At 58.6% G+C, this 18,069-nt stretch carries 13 protein-coding genes; 4 read left to right on the forward strand and 9 right to left on the reverse strand.

Going from position 1 to position 18,069, the window contains the following annotated elements; genetic code table 11:
• Position 1: 1 nt before the first annotated feature.
• Positions 2-1,234 carry a mandelate racemase/muconate lactonizing enzyme family protein gene (locus ACR0L4_RS20505; RefSeq protein ID WP_480514856.1) on the forward strand — a complete coding sequence of 411 codons (1,233 nt, stop codon included), beginning with the start codon at positions 2-4 and terminating at the stop codon, positions 1,232-1,234.
• Between the two features lie 129 nt (positions 1,235-1,363).
• Here the strand turns inward: ACR0L4_RS20505 and ACR0L4_RS20510 are convergent, their stop codons facing one another.
• The gene (locus ACR0L4_RS20510; protein WP_480514882.1) at positions 1,364-4,360 is read right to left on the reverse strand and encodes an ABC transporter transmembrane domain-containing protein; all 2,997 of its coding nucleotides are present in this window, start codon (positions 4,358-4,360) and stop codon (positions 1,364-1,366) included.
• Positions 4,361-4,575: 215 nt separating this feature from the next.
• Here ACR0L4_RS20510 and ACR0L4_RS20515 point away from each other — a divergent pair, with 215 nt between their 5' ends.
• The gene (locus ACR0L4_RS20515; protein ID WP_170754017.1) at positions 4,576-4,965 is read left to right on the forward strand and encodes a DUF3307 domain-containing protein; all 390 of its coding nucleotides are present in this window, start codon (positions 4,576-4,578) and stop codon (positions 4,963-4,965) included.
• A 4-nt stretch (positions 4,966-4,969) separates the two neighbouring features.
• Here the strand turns inward: ACR0L4_RS20515 and ACR0L4_RS20520 are convergent, their stop codons facing one another.
• From ACR0L4_RS20520 to ACR0L4_RS20555, 8 genes are all read right to left on the reverse strand, one after another.
• Positions 4,970-5,701: a hypothetical protein gene (locus ACR0L4_RS20520; protein ID WP_480514857.1), complete on the reverse strand. Its 732-nt coding sequence runs from the start codon at positions 5,699-5,701 to the stop codon at positions 4,970-4,972.
• 55 nt (positions 5,702-5,756) lie between these two features.
• Entirely contained in the window at positions 5,757-7,061 is a 1,305-nt protein-coding gene (locus ACR0L4_RS20525) for an NAD(P)/FAD-dependent oxidoreductase (RefSeq protein WP_480514858.1), read from the reverse strand.
• Positions 7,058-7,732: a TetR/AcrR family transcriptional regulator gene (locus tag ACR0L4_RS20530; protein WP_480514859.1), complete on the reverse strand. Its 675-nt coding sequence runs from the start codon at positions 7,730-7,732 to the stop codon at positions 7,058-7,060. The genes ACR0L4_RS20525 and ACR0L4_RS20530 overlap by 4 nt, the downstream gene beginning before the upstream one ends.
• A complete protein-coding gene (locus tag ACR0L4_RS20535; protein ID WP_480514860.1) occupies positions 7,733-9,283 on the reverse strand; it encodes a trimethylamine methyltransferase family protein in 1,551 nt (516 codons plus the stop codon).
• Between the two features lie 2 nt (positions 9,284-9,285).
• Positions 9,286-11,688: a GcvT family protein gene (locus ACR0L4_RS20540; RefSeq protein WP_480514861.1), complete on the reverse strand. Its 2,403-nt coding sequence runs from the start codon at positions 11,686-11,688 to the stop codon at positions 9,286-9,288.
• 116 nt (positions 11,689-11,804) lie between these two features.
• Positions 11,805-12,434, reverse strand: a complete 630-nt coding sequence (locus tag ACR0L4_RS20545; RefSeq protein ID WP_480514862.1) for a glutathione S-transferase — start codon at positions 12,432-12,434, stop codon at positions 11,805-11,807.
• A 21-nt stretch (positions 12,435-12,455) separates the two neighbouring features.
• Positions 12,456-13,604, reverse strand: a complete 1,149-nt coding sequence (locus ACR0L4_RS20550; RefSeq protein WP_170754030.1) for an acetate/propionate family kinase — start codon at positions 13,602-13,604, stop codon at positions 12,456-12,458.
• A 57-nt stretch (positions 13,605-13,661) separates the two neighbouring features.
• Positions 13,662-14,159 carry a class I SAM-dependent methyltransferase gene (locus ACR0L4_RS20555; RefSeq protein WP_480514863.1) on the reverse strand — a complete coding sequence of 166 codons (498 nt, stop codon included), beginning with the start codon at positions 14,157-14,159 and terminating at the stop codon, positions 13,662-13,664.
• A gap of 231 nt (positions 14,160-14,390) precedes the next feature.
• Here ACR0L4_RS20555 and ACR0L4_RS20560 point away from each other — a divergent pair, with 231 nt between their 5' ends.
• Positions 14,391-16,163: an ABC transporter ATP-binding protein gene (locus tag ACR0L4_RS20560; RefSeq protein ID WP_480514864.1), complete on the forward strand. Its 1,773-nt coding sequence runs from the start codon at positions 14,391-14,393 to the stop codon at positions 16,161-16,163.
• Positions 16,156-18,066 (forward strand): ABC transporter substrate-binding protein, encoded by a 1,911-nt coding sequence (locus ACR0L4_RS20565; protein ID WP_480514865.1) that lies wholly within the window; start codon positions 16,156-16,158, stop codon positions 18,064-18,066. The genes ACR0L4_RS20560 and ACR0L4_RS20565 overlap by 8 nt, the downstream gene beginning before the upstream one ends.
• Positions 18,067-18,069: the final 3 nt, after the last annotated feature.

Consider the following 18,069-nt stretch of genomic DNA (forward strand, 5'->3'; position numbering starts at 1 on the left):
GATGAAACTGCAGGAACTAGACATCATCGTCACTGCCCCGCCTGCGCCGGGCTGGGGCGGGCGCTATTGGATTTTGGTTAAGCTCACCACGAACACGGGCATCACCGGCTGGGGAGAGTGCTATGCCTCATCCGTCGGTCCCGACGCCATGCGCCATGTGATCAAGGACGTGTTTGAACGCCACATGCAGGGCGAGAACCCCGAAAACATCGAACTGATGTTCCGCCGCGCCTATTCTTCCGGCTTCACTCAGCGCCCGGATTTGACTGTGATGGGTGCGTTCTCAGGGCTGGAAATCGCCTGTTGGGACATTTTGGGCAAGGATCGCGACCGCCCGGTTTATGCGCTTTTGGGCGGGCAGGTGAACGAACGCATTCGCGCCTATACCTACCTTTATCCCCTGCCCCAACATGATCTGAGTGATTTCTGGACATCCCCGGAAAAAGCAGCCGAAGCCGCCGCCGCCGCAGTCAATCGCGGCTATACCGCCGTCAAATTCGACCCCGCCGGCCCCTATACGATTAGGGGCGGTCATATGCCTGCGATGTCCGACATCTCTTTGTCCGTGGCTTTTTGCAAGGCGATCCGAGAGGCGGTCGGCGACAGGGCCGACCTGCTGTTTGGAACCCACGGCCAGTTCAACACCGCTGGGGCCATCCGGTTGGGTCAGGCACTGGAACCCTACGCACCGCTTTGGTTTGAGGAACCGACGCCCCCGGACATGATCGAGGATATGGCCCGCGTCGCCCGCAACGTCCGCATCCCCGTCGCCACCGGAGAGCGCATGACTACAAAGGCTGAATTCGGCGCTGTTCTGCGCGCGGGCGCTGCAGAAATCCTGCAACCGGCGTTGGGCCGCGCGGGCGGAATATGGGAAATGAAAAAGGTCGCCGCGATGGCCGAGGTGTTCAACGCGCAGATGGCCCCACATCTTTACGCCGGGCCGGTGGAATGGGCCGCGAATATCCATCTGGCGGCCTCCATCCCCAACCTGTTGCTGCTGGAAACCATTGAAACCCCGTTCCATGACCAACTGATCAAAGGCTCGATACAGGTCAAGGACGGCTTCGTGACGCCACCGACCGCGCCCGGTCTAGGGATCGACGTGGACGAGGCGCTGGCCCGGGCGCATCCGTATGCCGGTGATGGGCTGCACCTTCAGATGCAGGAAGAGCCCTGCGACTACGTCAACGGCAATGCGTTTCAGGGCGGTGCTCCGGCGACCGAAGAGTGATGACATGACTTGGGTTGAGACTGGCAATCAGCTCTGCGCGACCCACTGCATCGGACGCTTTGGCGCGTACGAAACATATACCACCGGTGCCGCTGCGTTTCTGAAAACGCTTTCACACGCCGCCTGGCTCTAGTTCGAGACATACCCCGCAACAACCTGCAACAGTTTGAAAGCCGTCGCAGCGTCGTTTTCCACAACAGCCAGAAACTCCTCTTCCCCGATACGCAGGCAGGACAGGTCGGTTTCAGCCACCATACTCAGCGCGCGTGGCTCTTTTCGGATCAGTCCCAACTCGCCCACCAAAGCACCTGGCCCGACCCGCAGTATGAGTTCGTCGGGCGCGTCGATCTTGGGAAGATACAACCCCGCCTCTCCGTCAAGCAGGACATAGGCACCGTCCGTCGGCTGGTCATCCTTGAGGAAGACAATCTGCCCGGCAGCGGCGTCGAACCAGCGAGCCCCGAACGCCAACAGGCGAAGCTGTCGCCGGTCGAGTCCAGAAAACAACGGGGTTTGTTCCAGCGCACGCAGCTTGCGCGCCAGATCGGCGGATGCTGCGCTGTCCTCTTCGACATCCGCTGGTCCTTCGTCCGAAACCACCCGGCCCTGACGGATTTCGACAAACATATCGAACACATCGGGGTTCTCGAACTGATCGTTCAGATAGATGACCGTGGTGCCGGGCAACAATTCGCGGAGGTTCTTGTAAACAGCCACTTGGGTTTGCATGTCGTAGCTGGCCAAAGCGTTCTCGAGGATCAGAATATCGGGCTTCTTGATCGTGGCGCGGACGAACGCCAGCGGCTCGGCAAACACAGCCGGAAGGTTCTGGCCGCCCAGCGCCACTGGCACGTCATAGATCAGCTCGACCACCAGGGGACGGGCTCCATTCTCGGCCAATGCGTCCACAATAAGCCGTCGCACGTCGTCCGAACGCGCGCCACCGATCTGGCTGACTTTACCGAACAGCGCATTTTCCATCACGGTCAAACCGGGCGCAACCGCCTCGGGATCAAGAGGTACGAAGACATCCAGCAGCCGCTCCAGAAGCTTTTCGGAATGGCTATGGCGCAACTCCAGAATGCGGTCTTTCAACTCGTCCGAGAAGGCAGGCCCAATCTGTTCGGCCGACACGACCAAAGGCACGGCCAGAAGGGTCGCAAGCTGTTGATCATCCAGTCCCAGCGCCCCTTCCTTGCGCGTGCGTTCGACCAGTTCGACAGCTGTTTCATAAGTCTGCGCCTCAAGACCCAGCTTGCGAAACAGCGGGTGGTCTGTTCCGTCCAGCCCGAAGATTTGCCGCAGCATATCGATCACATCGCGCGTCAGAGCGATCAGGGTCTCATCCAGCCCAAGCTCGCGCAGTTGTCCCAGAAAGACGGTCTGCTGCGCCAGCAGCTCTTGTGTGACCGGCACGCGTGGCGTTGCAAACAGCAGGTTTTCAGCCACAGGCAAGGCTGGGTTATAGGTATTCTTGTCGAAGATCAGGGCCTGTTGCTCAAGCCCCGCCTGCCGCACCGCCTGCTGTACCACCGGGCGCAACTCGACAAGTTTCTGCGCCAGTTCGGGATGCGACGCCACATCGAACACCTGTTCTGCGCCACGCTGGAACAAAGCTGCCCCCGAGCCCATCCCGTCGATCAGTTGCAACCACCAGTCCCGCAAGGCATCCGCAGTGTCCAACCCCGCCAGAGACGGGTCCAGCCACTCTGTCTTGAACGGGTCTTCACTGTTGCCCGCCCGCAATGTTTCGGCAAAATCCGGATCTTCAGAGGTCGACGACAGCGGTTTGAAGCGCATGGGCATCATCACGTTGTCGCCCAAAGACCCCTGAAACATAACCGGGCGCGACGAAGCATATCCGATCCGCGAAGCAACAACCGCCTGATGCAGATCTGCAAGGTTTTGCGCCCCGATACTGACGCGGCCCGCGCTGGGCAGAATCTCGCGCGTCAACATTTCCGCAACGGCGCGGCGATCTTCTTCGCTGGGTGCCGCGATGCCGATCGTCTGGCCATGTGGAAAGGTCAGGTCCAGATCATCCAGCACCTGATTGCCATCCATATCCCGGACTGAAACCTTGTCCAGAACGATGTCCCCGGTCAAATGCGGACGGGTGTCAGGCTCGCCTTCGAACAGCGTCTCATCCGTCATCCCGGACGGCGCAAAACGTTCGATCACCACGTCCCAGCGCAACGACATATCCTGGGTCTGGTTGTAGTAGGTCAACAGTTCCTTCCACGGGGAACTCAGATCCTTGTATGCGGCCAGCGCCGCAACCAATGCCCCCAAAGAAACCGAGCCCTGCAAGACCAACAGACCACCGACCAAATAAAACATGAATGGCGTCAACTGCGAGATGAAGTTGTTTATGAACTTCATAAAGAACTTTTTCTGGTAGATCTCGAACCGGATACCAAACAGCCGCCCCAGCTGATCCGAAACCATCGCACGGCGATACCGCCACCCGCCATTTGCGCGCAGGGTCGAAGCCCCGGCTGCATTCTCGCCAATCTGAGCGGCCAGAATACGCACTTCCTGAATACGCTTTTTGTTCAACAGGTTGATCTGACGTTGCAGTTTCGGAATCAACCAAGCCTGAACAGGGATCAGGGCAACGGCTGCCAAACCGAACCAGACGCTTTGCAGAAACAGGAAAGACAGGATGGTGATCATCTGCCCGGCCTGCAATACCGGCTGGCTGATCGCATCCCCCATCAATCCGCCCATCGGTTCGCTTTCGGCGGTTATCATGGACACCATCTCGCCTTGGCTGACCCGCTCGAAATAGGGTTGCGGAAAGCGCAGGGCGCGGCTGATCAACAGATATCGGAACCGTCGCAGCATCCGTTCGCTCAGCACGCCCTTCATCGTATTGATGCGCATTTTCATCAGACCATGGCTCAGAACCGCGGCCAGAAATGCAAAACAAAGAATGATCAGAAAGCTGGTCTGCGGCAGGCTGTAGCCCCACACATCAACGATACTGCTGGTGGCCCCGATCGCGTCATTGATAATGCGCTTGGGCAGTTCCAGCGTGAGGTACAGCAGCGGGAACAGCGTCGACGTCACGGCCAGCAATATCAGCTGATCGCGCTTGGAATACTTCCAGATAAATCGGAATATCGTGCGTTCTATGGAACCTGTCCCTGATTTTGTTCAATGATCCGGTTTTGAAACGGTGCACGGAATTTTAACAGCCTGAATTTACAGTAGTCTTGCCGGTATACGCAAATATTTTCCGACCTCACGTCAATCTTTGGCCTGTGTGAGCTAGTTCATTTGCCTACGCGCTTTTTAACGCCTAAGGTTCGACGTAAGACGATTTCGGGAGGATCCTTTTGCCCGCCAGCTATGGTGCCGTGCTCTTGTTGCTCTGCCTGTTGCAGATCAAACATATGTTCGCGGACTTTTATCTTCAGACGCCCAAGATGCTTGCTGGGCGGGGCGAATATTTACACGCCGGGCGCGCGCAGCATGCTGCGGTGCATGTTGCGGGTACGGCTATCGTTTTTCTGATGTTTGGCGCACCGTTTTCCTTCATCCTGATTGTTTCTGCGCTCGAATGGATCATTCACTTCAACATAGATTTCGCGAAGGCAAGCTATTCGGACAAGAAAAAGCTGCAACCCAATCAAGCAGCGTTCTGGCGTGCGACCGGGCTGGACCAGTTGATGCACAGCCTGACCTATATCGCGATGGTTTGGGCATGGCTGACCTTTGCAGTCTAGTAGCTCAGGCGACACGATCCAGCGGAAGACCCCGATACGCCGACAGCCAAATTTGGTCCAACGCATCAATTCTGCCGGTATCGAATTTCTGATCACAATCCCAATACCGGCCTGAAGGCACGTAGTAGCCAAGATCAGCCTCAATCCTCAAGGCCTCGCGCATCCCCTTTGTCGGAGGCAACGGCGCCTCTTGCATCTGATCCGCGCGAACAGATGGAAACAACAATCGGCTTTCCCCACCGGACAGGCGCACGGTACGACAGCCCTGAGCCGCCGCCAAAACACCCAGCCGGGCGGATTTGGCCTCGAGGGATCGCAAAGTGACGTCCGCCCGCAGCGGATCAGCAGCACCAGTGCCATAAAAATGTGTCTGGCCCGATCCCGGGTACACCATATCGCAGCCACAGTAAGCGATGACCGAGGGGCTCAGGACCGACAACGCCCAATACCCGGCCGTGAAGGCCATGGTGCCACCCGCATAGACAAAACCGCCGTAGTCGTTCTGCCGAGGGACATAGTCCAGGGCAGTGATGATTTTTTGATCTGCAGTCAAAGACTGCGGTTTGTTCTCCTGTGGGAAATCCTCGGGGTGGATCAGGAAATCCCAGTCCCGGCGAATGCGCCAGGCATTGTTGATCGCAACGATATGGGTGAACGGCGTACGCGCCCAATCACGTGCGCACAGCGCGGACGGGGCGCTGCCAAGGATCAGAACCCGGTTCTGCAATTCGGTCATCACGTGTCCGTTCAGTTGCGCGTCCACGTGATGTTAGGGCCATTTGGCGGATTGACTACCCCAAGACCGAAAAACTGCTTTCTTCGTTGATGGGGCGATTGCGGGAATAGAAACCTACATCAATCATGCGCTTGATATAAGGCAATTCGAATTGCAGCGGCTGGGTGTCGTGATCCGCGCCACTTTCGCAATAGTCGATTAGGGCCGCCATCATCTTGCCTGCGATCGGCGCATTCTTATACTGGTTCCCGCTGGTTCCGCAGGCCATGTAAAAGCCTGGTAGGCTGGATTTATCATAGATCGGAATCCAGTCGGTCGACGCGTCATACAGATCGACAACCCCACGGGTCTTGGATGGAATGCCAAGGCTGGGGACCCGCTGCGCATAGCGCATCGCCTGTGTGGTCCATTGATCGGTAAAGTCGTGATTATAGTTTTTGTCGTCTTCACACCATTGATGCGGATCGCATTCGGGGTCTTCCGACCCGACCAGAATGTGGTTGCCATGCTCGGGGCGACAGTAGCAGGCGATATCGCTGTCCGACACGATGGTTCCGTCATTTTCGAAATCGAACCCCTCGGGCGCCGGAACATGGACCACCTCCTGCCGCAGGGGTCGGGTTTCGATGGTCATATCGTCCAGAACCCCCGCCATTCCGTTGATGATGGCAGATCCCGGTCCGGCAACGTTCACCACAACCTTGGCCCGGATTTCTTCGCCCGAGGCCAGCTTGACGCCCATAACGCGCCCGTTTTCGATCAGAATTTCGACCACCTCGGCCCCGGTGCGCACTTCGGCCCCGTGCTGTTTTGCAGCGTCCATAAGGTTTTGTGCCGACAAGGCCGGATCGGTCACATAGCCCGCCTGCGGCCAGAATACGCCGCCCTGCATCCTGCGCCCGTTTGGCTGACCAAACTCAGGGTCATCCATGCGTTTCGGCGGGGTAAAACTGTCCAGAGAATAGACTGGCAGGCGGTCGGTGATTTTATCGGGCGACCATTCTTCGAACGGGCAATCCAGATCGGCACTGTTTTTCATGTGCTTTTCCAGCATCCCGTTGGCATCTGTCTTCATCACCAGACACCCGGTTTCACGGAACTGTGCCAGATTGGCATCAGCGGGCAGGCCCAGATATTTGGCCCAATCGCGCCAGTAGTGATACCCCTCCCACGCAAAGGCTGTTCCGTCGAAGGTCGAGTAGTGCATTCGGATGATCGCGCAGGACCCGGCGGTCGAGCCATGGCCGACTTGGCTGTTGCGGTCCAGAGACAGGGTTTTCCACCCCGCCTTGGCCATTTCGAACGCGATTGCAGCACCGATGACACCGGTGCCGATAATGATTGCGTCTGGTTGGCTCATTCTGTGTCTCCTTCCCAATAGCGCTTTGAATAGGCGCTGAATTCTTCGATTTCTTCATCCCGGGGCTGGACTCCGGTAAAGGCGTACAAATAGTGCGGCACCAGTGACAGCCGCGTTTCCATGGGTTCGTTGAGTTGCGCCAGATCGTAACCGATCTGCATGTAATACAGCACCCGAGCCCGGGTCTCGGCTTCAGCCTCGCAATAGCCATAGCGCGCAAACATCGCGTGCAACGCTTCAAGCCGACGCGCATCCGACTGATCCAGCACACGCCTTACTTTGCCCGACTTGCGAGCCCAGTCCCGAATGGCAAAATCCAGCGCCGTATCGAACAGATTGGTGTTCACGACACACCGATGCACATTGCACACCGCACCGGTTATCGTTTCTGCCGGCGCTTCGGCCTGTGCGATCAAGGCGGCCGTATTGGTGGCCTGCCAGCGCGCCAGCAACGCGTCCAGCAATTCCTGTCTCGATTTGAAGTACCAGTAGAACGACGACCGCGAGACGGCCATTCGCTCGGCCAGGTTCAAAACCTTGATCTGGTCCACCCCGTCCGAGATCAGCACATCCATCGCGACGTTCAGCCAGTCCTCACGTGTGACCTTGACGTTGCCTACCAAGGGTTCGGCTTTGGGGTCGTCCCGGTGCAGGATCGGTTTGGTAGGCATTCAACTCTCCGGCGGTGCGCCGCCTTCTGCAGTACGCCGCTCGATAAAGTCGTGCAACGCACCTAGACGATCACTATCGCCTGCAGGCGGTTTGAAGTCGTTCAAAATACCTTTCCAAACGCCGGTGGCGCGGTGATTTGCATCGACCGACCCACGCTCGGTCCACGTGCCAAAATTGGCGTAGTCATGGACGTGAGGTTGGTAGAACTCGGTGTTGTAGCGCGCCATCGTCTGGCTTGAGGCGAAGAAATGGCCACTGGGCTCAACCTCGCGCAGGGCCGTATCAAAACCGATTTCAGCGGACCCGGCCTGCGCGCCCGCACAGAGTTCCGCGACCATGTTCAGGACTTCGGCGTCGCAGACCAGTTTTTCGAAGGACACGGTCAGCCCACCTTCTAGCCACCCGGCAGAATGGATGATCACCGTCGCCCCGGCCATCAGACACCCCCAAAGGCCAAACTGGTTTTCATTCGCGGCCTGCACGTCATTTATGTTCGACGCCGACCCAGCAGCAGATCGCCATGGCAGGCCCAGATGCCGAGCCAACTGCCCTGCCGCCAGCGAAGCCTGAAAATGCGAGGGCGTTCCAAACGCAGGCGCCCCCGATTTCATGTCCACATTACTGGTGAACGTACCGTAGCAGACCGGCGCACCGGGGTTGGTAAGCTGCGTCAGGGTCAAGGCAGCCAGAGCCTCGGCATGAGACAGCGTGATTGCCCCGGCCACGGTGATGGGCGCCATTGCCCCCATCAGGGTAAAGGGCGTGATGATCGACATCTGACTGTGACGTGCAAAGTCGATCAGACCCTGCGCCATCGGGATGTCCAGCGTCCGGGGGCTGTTGGTGTTTATGATCGTGTAGCAGTGCGGATTGGCTTGGAACGCATCATCCGACAACCCGCGCGCCGTTGCCAGCATCTCAAAGCAGTCCATCACCTGCGGCGTCCCGCGCGAGAAAAAGAACGGAAATTTGTCCGTCAACTCCATCTGCGCTTTGGTCGTAAAGTAGTGGCGCAGATGGGTTGGCACATCCTGCGGTTCGACCTGTGGTGAGATCATCTGGAAAACGTCAAAATGATGCGTGAGCTTCAGGAACTCCAGATAGTCCTGTCCGGTTGCGGGACGTCGGCCCCGTTCCAGATCGGTGGCGTTTGGGGCTCCGGCCCCGGGCTGGAACACGAGGCTGCCCAGTTCCAGCGTGAAATCGCGACGGCGCGCGCCAGCCCTGCAGGCAATAGATTTCGGAGCCGAGGCCACTGCTGCCTCGACCATGTCGCGCCCGATGAAGACCATCTCACTGTCTTCGTCGACCCGTGCGCCCCCTTTGGCAAACAGAACCCGGGCTTCCGGCAGCAAGACCTTGACGCCCAGCTCTTCAAGCGTGTTCAGCGCGGTGTCGTGCATGTCCGCGATCTGATCCGCCGGGAACACCTCCATCTGCGGGAATGGGTTTCTGAGCTGGCGATAGTTCACATCGCGCTGGGGTGGAGGCCCGGCCTCAGCCCCGCGCCGGCGCCGTCGCCGCCCGCGTTCAGAGGTTTGCGACATCATCCTCAGCCTCTCATCGCCGCGCCCTGTGGATCGTAGGGCGACGGAGCAACCACTCGCGCTGGACGTTCGACGCCAACCACATGCACCGTCAGTTCTGTCCCCGGCGCAGCCTTGTCGCGGTTGACCAGCGCCATTGCCAGCGACTTGCCAGTATAGTGTCCGTAACCACCCGAGGTCACGAAACCCACACGTTCGTCTCCGGACCAGATCGGTTCATACCCGCTGGCATCCGCGTCCTGCGCGTCCACCTCCAGCGTCACTTGAACCTGCGCGGGACCGTTGCCGTCACGTTCGGCCACAGCAACATCTTTGCCGATGAAGTCCTTGTCCCAGTCGATCCAGCGATCCATACCGGTCATGCCCGGCGTGTAAAGCTGCGTGAATTCCGCCGACCAGATGCCAAAGCTCTTTTCCAGCCGGGTTGACAACATGGCATTGAAACCGCACTCGCGGATGCCTTCTTCGGCCCCGGCCTCAAGCAGCATGCGCCGCAGTTGGATATGATCGCCATAGCGGCAGTTGATCTCGTACCCTTTTTCACCGGTCACCGACATGCGTGCAACGCGAGCACGCACCAGACCTATGTCAAAATCACCGCAGCCCATGAATTTCAGGTCCGAGATGTCCTGTTCCGCCATCTTCTCGACCACCGTCTGAGATTTAGGGCCAACAACGGCAAAGCCGCAGTATTCCTCGCCCAGATCACGCAGGGACACACCATCAATCATATGGTCGTCGAACCACCGCATGTGCCAGGCCCGCAGATAATAGCTGCCCATGATCCACCAGGTGCCATCACCCCAGTTGAGCACGGTCAGATCCCCCTTGAGCCGTCCATTGTCGCCCAACATCGGGGCCAGCTTGGCACGACCCGGAGCGGGCAATTTCGAGGCCATGACCTTGTCCAGCCAAATTTCGGCATTCGGCCCGCTGACCTCGAACCGCGAGAACCCGGAAATATCCAAAAGGCCGGCACCTTCGCGGATCACCTTGCATTCCTCGGCGACGATATCGTGCGCGTTCGAGCGTTTCAGCGTCGGCGTCTCTTCAAATCCTTTCGGGGCAAAGTAAAGCGGCACCTCAAGATCCCAGCTGACACCCCATTTGCAGCCCGCCTCGGTCATCGCATCATGGGCTGGCGCCATCTTCAGCGGACGGCCTGCGGGCAGCTGTTCGTTGGGGTATGTCATCACGAACCGGCGGGAATAGAACTGGCCGGTCGTTTCGCGGATATAACGTTTGTTCTGGGCGAAATCGCCATAGCGCGCCACGTCCATCGGCCACGCGTCGGCCTCGGGTTCACCATGGATCATCCATTCGGCCAACGTCTTGCCGACGCCGCCACCCTGCAGGAAGCCCGCCATAACCGCACAAGCCGACCAGTAGCCGCGCTTGCCGGGCACCGGACCGACCAAAGGGTTGCCGTCGGGCGAAAAGGTAAACGCGCCATTCACCCATGTCTTGATGCCGACGTTCTGGATCGAGGGATAGCGTTCAAAGCCCAGCGTCAGCTCGTTCTCGATCCGATCAAGCTGTTCCTGAAACAGCTCCTCACCATAGTTCCAGGGCGCACCATCCATCGCCCAGTGTTCATGATCGACCTCGTAGATGCCGACCAGAACGCCCTTCTGGTCCTGCCGCATATAGGTGAACCCTTCAAGGTCCACAGTCATCGGCATCTCGAACTCAGCTTCTGCCACTTCGGGCACGCTGTCGGTGATCAGGTAATGGTGCTTGAGCGGCGATACCGGCAGCTCGACCCCGGCCATACGACCGACCTGCTTGGCCCACAGGCCTGCTGCGTTCACCACATGCTCGCAGGTGATGGTGCCTTTGTCGGTAACAACTTTCCAACCATCCGCAGTCTGCGTAAGGCTTTCGACCTTTGTCTCTTCGTAGTACTCAGCCCCCCGTTTCTTCGCCGCCGTCGCGTAGGCCTGAACGGTGCCGGTCGTGTCAATGTATCCTTCACGGTCCGCCCACATCGCACCCAGAACGCCGTCGGTCGACATGATCGGACAGCGTTTTTGCGCCTCTTGCGGTGTTAGCAATTCGCAATCGTCAATACCGATGGACTGGAAAATTCGATAGTTCGCCTGCAGCCACTCCCAGCGTTCCGGCGTTCCGGCCAGCGTCAGGCCACCGGTCATGTGCAATCCGATATTCTGACCCGATTCCTTTTCGATCTCGCTGAGTAGATCGATGGTATAGGCCTGCAACGACGCCATGTTCGGATCAGCGTTCAGCGCGTGAATACCGCCCGCCGCATGCCAGGACGAGCCCGAAGCCAGGCGCCGCCGCTCCAACATCACAACATCCGACCAGCCGAACTTGGCCAGATGATACAGAACCGAGGCGCCTACAACGCCGCCCCCGATGATCACGACACGATACTGGGACTTCATCCCGACCTCCCCAAGCAGATTCTGAGGAGACGCTAGAGGCACTGTTCACCTCTGTCTAGACATTTCTGTACAGTATCGAGTACGGGCTGACCGCCGCCTGTTGCATTGCAGTCCGGTCAAAGGCTGGCGCTGGGACGGGTTTTGATACCGTCGAACCACGCGAGTGTGGCCGCGTGCGTCTCGGGGATACGCATTTTGATCACGCGCGCGAAATCGACAAACACAAAGGTCGAAATATCCGCGAGGGTAAAGATGTCACCCGCCACAAACGGGCTGTCCTGCAGGCGCATCTCGAGCATGTCGAAAAACGCCGCCGCCCTGTCCCGGCCCCTTTGTGCCAGATCCGGGATTTGCGCGTGACGTGCAGGGCCGGGAATAGCGCGATCCTTGAACGCGGGATGACCGTTGCGCAGCGCTTCGGCAATGGGCGCACCGCCGTGTTGTTCGACAATGGCGTTCCACATCAGGACAAGGCCCTTCTCATCAGGTGTGCGCCCCATCAATTGGGGGTTGGGAAAGCGCGCTTCCAAATACGCCGCGATGCCCAGGTTTTCGGTCAGAACTGTGCCCTCATCCGTCACCAGAACCGGCAGCGTTGCTCTGGGATTGACAGCGCAGAACGCATCGCTCAGTTGCTCTCCGTCTGCGATGGATATCTGTCGGGTTTCGATGTCCAACTTCTTCTCGGCGATGAACATACGTGCCCGGCGCGGGCTCGGAGCGGTCGCGCAGTCATAAAAGATCATCGGGTTCCTCCTTTCGCGCACTCACGTCAACGCCCGGGCTACGGCACGCGCAATCACCCGTTCTTCGTCCGTTGGAATCACAAGCAATGGCACACCGCCATCTGAGATCACGGTGGAATTGCTGTCATTGGCATCGGCATTCAGGCGGATGTTCAAGAACTCCATCCCTTCAAGCACGCTTTGGCGGATCGGCGCAGCATTTTCACCGATGCCGCCACAGAACACCATGGCATCCAGCCCGCCCAGAATGGCCGCCATTGCCCCCAGCTCTCGCTTGATCCGAAAGACGTAGTAGGCGATGGCTTCGCGCGCATGCGGGTCATCACTTTCCAGCAAGCTACGCATGTCATGGCTGATCCCGCTCAGGCCCAGAAGACCGCTTTTTTTGTAGAGGATATGTGTGACCGCCTCGACGCTATGGCCCTGTTGCAGCATGTACAGCAATACGCCGGGATCCAGCTGACCGCAGCGGGTGCCCATTGGCAATCCGTCCAGCGCGGAAAAGCCCATGGTCGAGCCGATGCTTTTCCCGTTGGAAACGGCGCACATCGACGCCCCATTGCCCAAATGCGCAATCACAACCCGGCCCGCGGCCAAGTCCGGGAATTCCTCAGCCAGTTTTCCGGTGATGTAATCATAGGACAACCCGTGAAACCCGTATCGGCGAACGCCTTTCTCGTAAAAACGACGCGGGATGGCAAAGGCATCATTCACAAAAGGATGGCCGACGTGAAAGGACGTGTCGAAACACCCGATCTGCACCGCATTCGGAAAGGCCGTGCGGGCCGCGCGCACCGCCGCCAGATTGTGGGGTTGATGCAGCGGGGCCAGCGGTGACAGCGCATCAAGTTGGGTCAACACGTGATCATTCAGAACCACGGGCCCGTCGAAGGTCTGACCGCCATGTACGATGCGGTGCCCCACTCCGACGATATGGTGCGACTGTATCAACGGCTCGACCGCCTGCAAAATCGCCGTAACACCGGCCGCGTGGTCGGCGGGTCCGATCTCGCGCGTTTCAGACAGACCGTCGCCCGACAGTTCCAACTGAGCGACCGGACCCAGATTGTCCACCTGTCCGTGCAACAGCAATGAGGGTTCGGCCCCGGCGCCATAGACGCTGAACTTGATGGTCGAACTGCCTGCGTTCAGTGTCAGGATTGCCTGCATCACGTTCCTCCTGTTGTTGTCGTCCTGCCACCATCACCCGGGCCGAAGCCAATCGGTTCAACGCTGGTAAATAAAGCAGCGCCCCTCAACTGCCCCTTCCGGAAGGGGCAGTTCGGTGAGCGCGTCAAAATACATCCTGTCGCTCGACACCATCAGCCCGCCTGGGGCCAGAAGCGGCTCGATCAGGGGCGATACGAAGCGGGCAAACGCATCGTTCTTTTTGCGATTGTGCCCACCCAAATCGGCATGGATCAGACTGGCAGTTGCCCCAAACCGTTCCACAGAGGCGGGCAAGGTATCGCGCACATCTCCCAGAATCACGCGGTCGTCGGGCGGCGTCGAGTCTGGGTGCGACGCCACTGCGCGCTCGAACACAAAAACCGGGCGGTTCTGAATATGCTGGATCATGTGGTGGTAAGTCCGGCCATTGCCCAAACCCAACTCAAACACCGGACCGGCCATCCCTGCGGTCTTTTCGATTGCAAAATCCAGGCAGGTGCGTTGTGACACCATGCGGTCGATAAACAGATCCAGACGGCTTTGGTTTTCGGACACGGGGACCTCTCTCTTTGATACCTGGCGCCAGCATAAAACCGGCAAGCTCAGGGCTTGATGACAAAAACGCAAGTAATTGTGTAGCTTCGGACACGAAAGATTCACATTGCCGCGACATTTCAGCCTAAGAACGTATTTGACGAGTCGGGTGTAACCGCGCGACACTGTGTCAAAAAACGGGGAGCTAACACTGCCGATGCCAGTTTGCGGCCAAACGGGTGGAAAACCCGCATGAATGCGTTGTTGTCCGTCAGAGACCTCAGCATCGGCTTTGGCACGGGCAGCTCTGTTGTTCAAGATGTGAATTTCGATGTTGAGGCTGGACAGACGCTTGCATTGGTGGGCGAGTCGGGGTCGGGCAAAACGATTTCGTGCCGCGCGGCCTTGCGCATTCTTCCCCGCACCGCGCAGATTCGCAGCGGCTCGATTACTCTGAACGATTCCAATGGCGTGGCGGATCTGACGCAAATCGGTGAGCGCGAGATGCGTGGCATTCGGGGCAACCGGATCGCGATGATCTTTCAGGAACCGATGCGCTCGCTTTCTCCGCTTCACAAGATCGGCAATCAGGTCAGCGAAGTGCTGTGGTTGCATCGCAGCGCGTCCGAGGCGCAGGCCCGCAAGGAGGTTCTGACCCAGTTCGAACGCGTCGGGTTCCCGGACCCGCAACGCGCCTATGACTCCTATCCTTTCGAGCTGTCCGGCGGCATGCGCCAACGCGCCATGATCGCGATGGCCATGGTGGCAAGGCCAGAGCTTTTGATCGCGGACGAGCCCACAACCGCGCTGGACGTAACCACGCAGGCGCAGGTTTTGGGGCTGATCAAAGAACTCCAGCGTGAAACCGGCATGGCCCTGATCCTTGTCACACATGATCTGGGCGTTGTGGCAAATATGGCTGAGCAAGTGGTCGTCATGCACAAAGGCCGGGTGATGGAAGCAGGTCCCGCTGCGCCCATCCTGACCGCTCCTGCACACCCTTATACCCAGCAGTTGTTCGATGCAGCCCCAACGATCCCGGATCAGGACGCCGTCGGCTTGCCGATGCCGGACGAAGACCTGATCCTGCAAATGAAGGGCGTGTCGAAAACATACACGATGCGGTCCAGCAAAGGCTGGCAGTCTGACAAGAAAATCCACGCCTGTCGTGGCGTCGACCTGAAGCTCGCGCGTGGCAAGACACTGGCGATCGTAGGGGAAAGCGGCTCGGGCAAGACCACCGCGGCACGAATAGCTTTGGGCGCAGAACTGCCCGACCCCGGTGGAGAAGTGCTGTTTTGCACCGCACAAGGCGACGCGCCGATCACGGTGCACCAGATGACCCGCGCGCAGCGCACCGCGTTTCAGCGCAAGGCACAGATGGTGTTTCAGGACCCCTATAGCTCGCTCAGTCCCCGTATGCGCATTCAGGATGCCATGACCGAACCGTTGGAAATTCATCGGATCGGTTCCGTTTCCGAACAGCGAGACAAGGCCGCCGAGATGCTGCAACGCGTGGGTTTGAACGCAGATATGCTCAAACGCTATCCACACGCTTTTTCCGGCGGGCAACGTCAGCGTCTGTCTATCGCTCGCGCCATGATGCTGAACCCGCAGCTTATTGTGTGTGACGAACCGACCTCGGCTTTGGATGTCTCCGTACAGGAGCAAATCCTGACCTTGCTGGAAAATCTTCAAGACAGCCTGACCTTGTCCTACCTCTTCATTTCTCACGATTTGGCCGTGGTCGCGCGCATCGCTGACGAGGTGGCTGTGATGCGTCGGGGACTGATCGTCGAACAGGCCCCGCCCGAAACGCTGTTCTACAATCCCCGCCATCCCTACACCAAGGCGCTGATTGCCGCTCAACCCGAACCCGACATCAACCGCCCGATCAACCTTCAACTGGTCTCGCTGGGAGCCGGCGCGCCGGACAGTTGGGATGAAGCCTTCCGTTTCTCTGACACCGTGATACCCTCGCTTGTGGAATTGGAACCGGGCCATAAGGTACGCTGCCATGTTTAAGACCACTCGCCCTTTGATCCTGGCCAGTTTGCTGGCCTTCGGTTGGACGCTTTCGGCGCATGCCGAGACGCCTACGCCACAAGAAAGCGCATTCTGGTCCAATGAAGTGGATGCCGGTGATCTTCCGCCAGTGGCAGAGCGCCTGCCCAAAGAACCTTTGGTCGTTGATCTGGTCGCCAAAGGACGGGAATTCGGAACGCCCGGCGGTACGCTGCGGACCATGGTGACCCGCTCCAAGGATATCCGCCAGATGGTGGTGTATGGATACGCCAGACTGGTCGGGTTCGATGAGAACTACAAGATCGTACCTGACCTGCTGGCCTCGTTCGAGGTTGACGCCAATCGAAAATTCACCCTGCACCTGCGCGAAGGGCACAAATGGTCCGATGGGTCGCCCTTTACCTCGGAAGATTTTCGCTATTGGTGGGAAGATGTTGCAAACAACGAGTTGCTTAGCCCTTCGGGCCCGCCCGACTTCCTGATTGTCGAGGGCAAGACCCCAACGGTGTCTTTTCCCGATGAGAAGACCGTGATCTTTGAATGGGACGATCCCAACCCTGATTTCCTGCAATCCCTGGCACAGGCCCGCCCGCCTTTCATCTATCGGCCCTCAGCTTTTCTCAAGCAGTATCACGAAAAATTCGCTGACTCCGAAAAGCTGGCCTTTGAAGTCAATGATGCCCGAGTAAAAAGCTGGGCCGCCCTTCATAACAAACTGGACAACCTGTATAAATTCGACAATCACGAATTGCCCACTTTGCAACCCTGGCTGAACGCAAGTTCCGGTAAGAAGATCCGACACAATTTTGTGCGCAATCCCTACTACCACCGTATTGATTCAAACGGTGTACAACTGCCCTATATCGACATCGTCGAGATGGAGATCGTTGCCCCCGGGCTGGTTGCGGCAAAGACCAATGCCGGTGAAAGCGATCTGCAGGGGCGCGGGCTGTCGTTCCGGGATGCGTCCATTTTGAAGAAAGGCGAAAAGGTCGGCGACTACAAAACGCTGCTTTGGAAGACCGGCGTGGCCTCTCAGATCGCGATCTATCCGAACCTGAACTATGTGGACGAAGTCTGGCGCGATGTTCTGCGGGATGTTCGGGTCCGCCGCGCGCTGTCTATGGGTATCGACCGCAAAACCATCAATCAGGCGCTGTATTTCAAACTGGCCAAGCCGGGCGCAATGTCGGTTCTGCCTGCCTCGCCGTTCTATACCGAGGAAAATGCGCAAGCCTGGGCGCAGTACGATCCCGACCTCGCCAACGCCCTGCTGGATGAGGCCGGGCTGACCGAGCGCAACAAGTACGGCATTCGCCTGCTGCCGGATGGCCGCCCGATGGAGCTGATCATCGAAACCGCCGGGGAACGGCAAGAGGTGGAAAACGCCCTGCAGATCGTCACTGACACGTGGCGCGAAATTGGCGTCGATCTGGTGATGCGTCCGCTGGACCGCGACATCCTGCGCAACCGTGTCTTTGCCGGAAACACAATGGCATCGGTGTGGTTCGGCTGGGATGACGGGCTGCCACAGACCCATACTTCACCTGCATATCTTGCGCCCACCGATCAGGTGTTTCTGTCCTGGCCCAAATGGGGACAGTTCTATCAGACCGGCGGAGAGGTCGGCGAAGCCCCGGACATGCCTGCGGCAGAGCGTCTGATGCAACTGGCCCATGATTGGGAAGTCGCCACCACCGATGAAGCGCGTGGGGCTGTCTGGACTGAAATGCTGAACATCCATGCCGATCAACTGTTTGCCATCGGCATCCTGAATGGCGCACCGCAACCCATCGTCGTGTCAAACCGTCTGCGCAACGTACCCGAACAGGCCATGTGGGCCTGGGAACCCGGCGCGCATTTCGGCATTCATCGCCCGGACGAGTTCTTTTTGGTCGACTGACAG

The sequence above is a fragment of the Ruegeria sp. AB5 genome (assembly GCF_056542645.1).